The 6,635-nt window shown below is 70.5% G+C and carries 3 protein-coding genes; 1 reads left to right on the top strand and 2 read right to left on the bottom strand.

The genetic code is table 11. The annotated features are described in order from the left end of the window. Positions 1 to 1,341, bottom strand: a 1,341-nt coding sequence (locus ABT122_RS32895) for a condensation domain-containing protein (protein ID WP_351559744.1), incomplete at its 3' end; no start/stop codon positions are given. A 5-nt stretch (positions 1,342 to 1,346) separates the two neighbouring features. Continuing rightward, complete coding sequence (locus ABT122_RS32890) at positions 1,347 to 6,518, bottom strand: non-ribosomal peptide synthetase (RefSeq protein ID WP_351559746.1); 5,172 nt, start codon at positions 6,516 to 6,518, stop codon at positions 1,347 to 1,349. Here ABT122_RS32890 and ABT122_RS32885 point away from each other — a divergent pair. Then, a partial coding sequence (locus ABT122_RS32885) for a hypothetical protein (protein WP_351559748.1) occupies positions 6,450 to 6,635 on the top strand: 186 nt, incomplete at its 3' end. The two genes, ABT122_RS32890 and ABT122_RS32885, sit on opposite strands and share 69 nt — an antisense overlap.

Here is a 6,635-nt window from a genome sequence, read left to right as displayed (position 1 = left end):
CTCGAACTCGACCTCGTCCAGCACCGCGAGACGACTCAGCCGACCACCCGGATCAGCCGCCATCTGCTCCAGCAACCGCAACAACCGGTCAAGAATCCGCCGCGCCTCCTCGACGCCGAACACATCCGGGCGATAGTTCAACCGCAGACCCAGACCACCGATCGAGCCCGCCACCAGACCCAGCGGATAGTTGATCGATTCCTGGAATCCGGCGCCGGTGACCCGCAGTCCGGGCGGGCCGGGGAGCGCGTCGTCGTCCGCCGGGGAGTCACCGCTCAGGCCCGAGGGGAAGTTCTCGAAGGCCATGATGGTGTCGAAGTGGGCGCCGGGGCCCGCCAGCCGCTGCACGTCCGTGAGGCTCAGATGCTGGTAGTCCATGAGCGCGGACTGCTCCGCCTGAAGCTCCGCCAGCAGTCCGCCCACCGTCTGCGCCGGGTCCAGCCGGACCCGCACCGGCACGGTGTTGATGAACAGCCCCAGCATGCTCTCCATACCCGGCAGATCAGCCGGCCGGCCCGCCACACTCGCGCCGAAGACCACATCCCGGCGACCCGTCAGCTTCCCCACCAGCAGACCCCACGCCGCCTGCACCACCGTATTCATGGTCACCCCATGAACACGCACCAACTCCTGGAGACTGTCGTTCAGCTCGGCGCCGGCCCGCGCCGTGACCAGCTCGCCGTGGACCGGGGCGGCGTTCCGGTCGACCGGGGCGATGAGGGTCGGCTCCTCCGCGCCCTCCAGCGCCTGCCGCCATGCCTCGCGGGCCGCTTCCTTGTCCTGGCGGCCCAGCCACTCCAGGTAGGACCGGTACGGAGTCACCGGCGGCAGGCCGCCCGTACCGCCCCCGGCCTCGTACGCCGTCCACAGCTCCCGCATCAGAACCGGCAGCGACCAGCCGTCCAGCACGATGTGATGCAGGGTCACGACCGCGCGATAGCGCTCAGTGCCCACCTTGACCAGCAGAATCCGCAGAAGCGGTGGCACTGCCAGATCGAACCGGCGCGCCCGCTCCTCGACGCCCAGCCGTTCCACCCCGGCCAGCGCGTCGGCCTCGGGCAGCCCCGACAGATCCTCCTCACGCCACGGCAGCTCCACCTGGCGGGCGATCACCTGCACCGGCTGATCCACTCCGGGGAGCTGCCGGAACCCGGCCCGGAGACTGGCGTGCCGGTCCAGCAGCGCCTGCCACGACGCACGCAGCACAGCCGCGTCCAGCGGCCCTTCGATGCCCAGAACCATCTGCTCGACATAGACGTCAGTGCCCTGCTCATCGAAGAGCGCGTGGAACAGCAGCCCCTCCTGAAGCGGAGAAACCGGCCAAACGTCCTCGATCCGCATCTGAGTCATCGTGCGCCCCCCTCGTTCGCAAGTGCAGTCTCAAGTTCGTCGATCTGGTTCTGGTCGAGCGTGATCAATGAGAAGTCGGACGGAGTGTGGCCACCGCCGCCGGAGCCCGAGGTGTGGGTGGCGAGGCCGGTCAGCATGGCCGCCCACCCGTCCGCCAGTGCCTGGACGGACGGCTCGTCGAGCAGGGCCGCAGGCCAGGCCAGGGTGAGAGTGAGCCGGGGCCCTTCGGGCAGATCGTGGACAACCCCCAGGGCCTCCAGTGCGTGCAGGACCGGATACTCGCCGCGCATACCGCCGTCGGATTCGCTCGCATCGGCCGGTGACCAGTCCTTCCGCGCCCCTTGGGCGACTTCGGTGGCGGCAGAGAATCTGCCGAGGTAGTTGAAGCCGATCTGCGCCGGGGGCAGTGCCGCCAGTTCGGGCGCGGTGTCGGGGTTGAGATGGCGGAGCATGCCGTATCCGAGACCGTCGCCCGGGACCGAACGCAGCTGCTCCTTGATGTCCTTGACCGTGCGGCCCGCGACCGGGGCACCCGCTCGCAGCCCGGCGAAGTCGGTGGTGCCGAGGCGGAGCCGTACCGGGTTGCTGCCGGTGAACCAGCCCACCGTCCGCGACAGATCGTCGCCCTCGGCCAGCGGAACCCGGCCGTGCCCCTCCAGATCCACCAGCAGCCCGGCCGCCGTGTGCCCCCGCCGGCGCCGCCACTCCGCCACCGCGGCCGTCAGACCGGTGAGCAGCACATCGTCGATTCCGGTGTGGAACGCCGCCGGGACGCTGGTGAGCAGGTGCGATGTCGTGTCGATCGGGACCTCCACGGACAGCCGGCGCATCGTCGCCTCCAGATCCCGGTCCGGGTCCACCGGCCCGGTGGTGAGCGACGCGCCCGGCCCCTGGAGGAACTCCACCCATCGAGGCAGCTCCGCGAGCCTTTCCTCGGTGGTGGCCTGTGCCGCCAGCCGGCGCGCCCAGTGGCGGAACGATGTCGGTGCGCTCTGGAGTACGGGATCGCGCCCCTCGGCCAGCGCCGTGTACGCCTCGGCGAGATCGGGGACCAGCAGCCGCCAGGACACTCCGTCCACAACCAGGTGGTTGATGACGATCAGCAGCCGCCCCCGGGAATCCGGGCCGGTGTCGAACCACACCACCTGCCCCATGACACCGGCGGATGGATCGAGCCGTGCCACGGCCGCCCGGGTCTGCTCACCGATCAGCTCGGTCAGCCGGCGGCTCGGCTGCCTCTCGTCCGCCGGGTCTGCCGCATCCACCCGCTGGAGCCATGAATCGGCGGGTACGGTGCCCGGCTCGGGCACGACGAGCCGCCGCTCCGGTCCGTCCTCGGCCGTGAGCCGGGCCCGCAGTGCGTCGTGGTGGTCGATCAGCGCCTGTACGGCACGGGTGAGAACCACGAGGTCCAGCCCGGCCGGAGCAACCAGCAGCGCCGACTGGACGGCCTGGCTCACCCGCGAGGTGCCGACACGGTCCAGCAGCTCACGCATGACCGGGGTCAGCGGAACATCGCCCACGGGGGTGTCTCCCGCAGCGGCGGGGCCACCGCCGGTCGGGACGGCGACGGCGGCCAGGTCGCCGGGGGTCTGGCGCTCGAAGACCTGGCGGGCGGTGATGACGAGACCCGCGCGGCGAGCACTCGACACCAGCAGCATCGACATGATCGAGTCGCCGCCCAGCTCGAAGAAGGAGTCACCGACACCGACCTGCTCCAGGCCGAGTACCTCGGCGAAGAGCACACAGAGCGTCTCCTCTGCCGGCGTGGACGGGCCCGGTCCCTGTGGCACCGCCACTTCGGGCACGGGGAGGGCGGCGCGGTCGAGCTTGCCGTTGACGGTCAGCGGGAGTGCGTCCAGGACGACGATCGCGGCCGGGACCATGTACTCGGGCAGCCGGTCTCCGGCGTGCCGCTTCAGCGCGTCGGTGTCGACGGCCTCCGCGGCCGCGACGACATAGGCGACCAGGCGCCTGTCCCCCGGCCGGTCCTCGCGGACGACCACCGCGACCTGGCCGACCGTCTCGTGCGAAGCGATCACAGCTTCGATCTCGCCCGGCTCGACACGGAAACCACGGATCTTCACCTGCTCATCCGCCCGGCCGGCGAAGAGGAGCTGCCCGTCAACGGTCCACCGGGCGAGGTCGCCCGAGCGGTACATCCGACCGCCGTAGGGGTTGGCCACGAACCGCTCAGCGGTCAGGTCGGGCCGGTCGACGTAGCCCCGGGCCAGACCGTCACCGGCCACATACAGCTCGCCGGTGACGCCCACGGGTACGGGCTGGAGGAAATCGTCCAGGACGAAGACGCGGGCGTTGCCGATCGGGGCGCCGATGGCCGGAGGCTGATCCTCCGGCCCCATCGCCGGATCGAGCGGCACAGCGGTGGTGATCACGGTCGCCTCCGTCGGACCGTACGTATTCCACACCCGCGACCCCGCCAGCCAGCGGCTCGCCAGATCAGCGTTCAACCGCTCAGCACCCAGCACCCAGTTCCGCACACCCGACACCGCACCCGGATCCAGCACACCCAGCAGCGACGGCACCACACTGGCGACTTCCACTCCGGCGGCACGGATCATCTCCGCCAGCGCCTCCGGCTCCCTCCGCTCCTCACTCGTAGCGATGGCGAGCGTCCCACCCGCACCCAGCGTCACCACCACATCCAGCACAGCCGCATCGAAGCTGAACGACGCGAACTGAAGGGCGACGACACCCTCGTCGACACCGAGCACGGGACGCATCACCTGCGCGAGGTTCGCCACCCCGCCGTGGGCGACCGCCACACCCTTCGGACGGCCCGTCGAACCCGACGTATAGATCACATACGCCAACTGCTCGGGAACGACCACCGTCTCCAGGGGCGTGGACGGCTGCTCCGCTACGAGAGCGGCGATCTCGTCCCAGAGCACCACCCGCACACCCTCACCCGGCAGCTCCAGCTCAGCCCCCGACAGCACCACCCCGGCACCACTGTCCGCGACCATGTACGCCAGACGCTCCGCCGGATGCTCCGGATCAAGTGGCACATACGCGCCACCCGCCTTCCACACCGCCAGCAGCGCCACCACCATCTCCACCCCACGCGGCAGGCACAGACCCACCACACACTCCCGACCCACACCCAAACCGGTCAGATACCGGGCCAGACGATTCGCACGCGCCTCCAACTCCCCGTACGACAACACCACCGACCCACACCGCACCGCGGCAACATCGGGAATCCGAACGGCCTGAGCAGCGAACAGACCGAGGACCGTGTCCGCCGCCACCACCCGACCGGTGTCATTCCACTCGGTGACAACCTGCGCCCGCTCGATCTCGTCCAGTACCTCGATCCGGCTCAGCCTGGCCTCCGGATCGGCAGCCACCTGCTCCAGCACCCGACCCAGCCGACGGGCGAGTCCTCGCACCGTCTCCTCGTCGAACAGATCGGCCGCGTAGAGAATCCCGCCCCCGATACCAGCCGGCGCACCCTCGGCATCACGCTCCTCGGCCAGGGTCACCGACAGATCGAACCGGGCCGCCAGCTCCGAGGCCGGAGGCAGCGGATCAACGTCAAGACCGGGGAGTTCCCAGCGGGCCTCCGGCACGTTCTGGAGGGCCAGCATCACCTGGAACAGCGGGTTCCGGGAGAGCGACCGCACCGGGCTCAGTACATCCACCAGCCGCTCGAACGGCACATCCTGATGACCGTACGCAGCGAGATCGGTCTCCCGGACCCGCGCCAGCAGCTCACTGAAGGTCGGGTCCCCACTCAAGTCCGCACGAAGGACGAGCGTGTTGACGAAAAGACCGGCCAGACCGTCGAGGGTCGCCTCGCCACGGCCGGCGATCGCGGTCCCGACCGGGATATCGGCCCCGGCGCCCATCCGCGAGAGCAGCACACCCAGCGCGGCATGGACGACCATGAACATCGTCGCCCGGTTCCGCCCGGCGACCTCCACCAGACCGGCGTGGGCTTCGGCACCGACCCGTACCGGCACCGAACGCCCCTGGAAGGTGGAGACGGCAGGCCGTGAACGGTCCACCGGCAGAGTCAGTTCCTCGGGCGCCCCCGCCAGGGCCCCTCGCCAGTAGTCCAGTTGGACACTCACCAGGCTGTCGGGGTCGCCGAGGTCGCCGAGGACCTCGCGCTGCCACAGCGCGTAGTCCGCGTACTGCACCGGCAGCGCGTCCCACCCCGGCGCCCGGCCCTCCCGCCGTGCCGCGTAAGCCGTCCCCAGATCACGCGACAGCGCACCCATCGACCAGCCGTCCACCGCGATGTGATGCGCCACGATCAACAGCACACACTCCGAAGGGCCCGTCACCAGCAGCCAGACCCGCCAGGGCAGATCCGCACTGACATCGAATCCGGCTGCGGAGTGGGCCCGGAGAACGTCCGGGAGTTCGGTCTCGGTGGTCTCGGTGACGGTGAGCGGGGGCCGGCCGGCGGCGCCCTCCAGGATCTCCTGGCGCGGGGCGCCGTCCCGCTCCGGAAACACGGTCCGCAGGCTCTCGTGCCGGTCGGCCACATCACCCAGCGCCGCTTCGAGCGCCGCCACATCCAGCTCACCCGACAGACGCAGCGCGAGCGGAAGGTTGTAGGCAGCGTCCGCACCCGAGTCGGTCTCCTCCAGCCGGTTCAGGAACCACATCCGCTGCTGGGCGAACGAGAGGGGCAGCACCTCAGGCCGGTCCCGGGCAGCCAACGGCACCCGAACCCCGTCCTCACCCCCGTCAATCAGCCGGGCCACCCCGGCGACCGTCGGTGTGACAAACAGATCCTTGATGCGCACCTCGGTGTCGAGGACGGCCCGGAGACGGGCGATGAGGCGCATGGCGAGGAGGGAGTCGCCGCCGAGGTCGAAGAACGACACCTCGGCCCCGACCCGGTCCAGACCCAGCACCTCGGCGAACAGTCCACACAGGACCTCCTCCACCGGCGTGGCCGGGCCCCGGCCGGCCGCCCGCACCGCCGGCTCCGGCAGCGCCGCACGGTCCAGCTTTCCGTTGGCCGTGACCGGCAGGGTGTCCAGGACCACCACGGACGCCGGGACCATGTACTCGGGCAGTCGGCCACCGGCGTACTCCCGCAGCTCCTCACCGGTGCCCGGGTGCTCGGCGCCCGGTACGACATACGCCACCAGTCGTTTCTCGCCCGGCCGGTCCTCGCGGACGACCACCGCGACCTGGCCGACGGACGCATGCGCGGCGAGTACGGCTTCGATCTCGCCTGGTTCCACCCGGTAGCCACGGATCTTCACCTGCTCGTCCGCACGCCCCGCGAACAGCAACTGCCC

It is taken from the genome of Streptomyces sp. NPDC001985, from assembly GCF_040296845.1.
Taxonomy (GTDB): domain Bacteria; phylum Actinomycetota; class Actinomycetes; order Streptomycetales; family Streptomycetaceae; genus Streptomyces.
The sequence above is the reverse complement of the archived record's forward strand: the minus strand, read 5'-3'. Positions and strand labels throughout refer to the sequence as shown.